At 60.6% G+C, this 1197-nt stretch carries 1 pseudogene; it reads left to right on the top strand.

Going from position 1 to position 1197, the window contains the following annotated elements:
- Positions 1 to 95: 95 nt before the first annotated feature.
- Positions 96 to 895, top strand: a pseudogene (locus ATI53_RS22835) (IS5 family transposase); the annotation flags it as partial.
- Positions 896 to 1197: the final 302 nt, after the last annotated feature.

Raw genomic sequence — 1197 nt, forward strand, 5'->3', positions numbered from 1 at the left:
CGCCCGGCGCGCGTGCGCCAGACGGAGAAGCCGAATACCCAGATCCAACCTGCAGACTCTCGTCATGAATGAGGGACCAGCAGGGGGCAGGTCACTGCCTGTCGATCAAAGTGCTGTTCAAGCTGCCGCTCAGACAGACCGCCGGGATGGTCGCCAGTCTGCTGCGGCTCGCGGAACTGGACTGGCCCGTTCCGGACTATTCGACCTTGAGCCGGAGGCAGAAGACCCTGAAGGTGCAGATCCCCTATCGCCGTGCGCATGGCCCGCTGAACCTGCTGATCTCCTCTCGTGACATTGCTGCGCAATGCACTGCCGGGCAGTGGACGGCACCGGGATCAAGTTCCTGGGCGACGGCGAATGGCAGGCGCGCGAGCACGGCGTTCAGGGTCAAGGCCAATGGCGCAAGGTGCATCTGGCGATGGATCCGGCGACATCAGACATCCGCGCCGTGGAATTCACCCCCAGCTGCGACGGCGATAGCCCGATCCTCCCGGACTTGCTCGGCCAGATCCCAGAGGCAGAGCAGATGGGCACTGTGACCGCCGATGGCGCCTATGACACGCGCCGTTGCCACGGCATCATCATCGCCCGTGACGCCATCCCGATCATTCCAATCCGCAAGAACGGGCGGCCTTGGAAAGAGGACTGTCCGGCTGCGCGCGCCCGGAACGACACTCTACGCGCCACCCGACATTACGGCAGGGCGTTCTGGAAACGCTGGACCGGATACCACGCCCGCAGGCGGATCGAAGCGAAGATGCGCTGCCTGAAATCCTTCGGCGAACGCATCGCGGCACGAGACCCCGACCGCCAGACCGCTGAAATCCAAATCCGCATCGCACCCATGAACCGATCCAACGCCCTCGGTACTGCCGAGATCATTCGCGTCGCCTGACAGAAAAGGGGACCGGGGCAGTTACGCATCAGGTGCGGGTTCCGCAACAACGCCTATCAATACGTCGCCGTAACGGGCGCTGACGAAAATGACCGATGAATGCTGCAAAAAATCACATTATTGCCCACCCCGATATCAAGAATTCAGCCGCGCAAAATTATTGATATTGCGCGGCTAACTTTAACGGAGAGATTTTCGCTCCAACTTTAGGTGTTTAGTCCCGGCATCTGGTGGATCGGATTCAGGATGAATCGATCAGGCTCGGAAGTCGAGATCTTGCAGATGTATTCGTAGGGCGTGAG

The sequence above is a fragment of the Salipiger aestuarii genome (genome assembly GCF_003259905.1).
Classification (GTDB): domain Bacteria; phylum Pseudomonadota; class Alphaproteobacteria; order Rhodobacterales; family Rhodobacteraceae; genus Salipiger; species Salipiger aestuarii.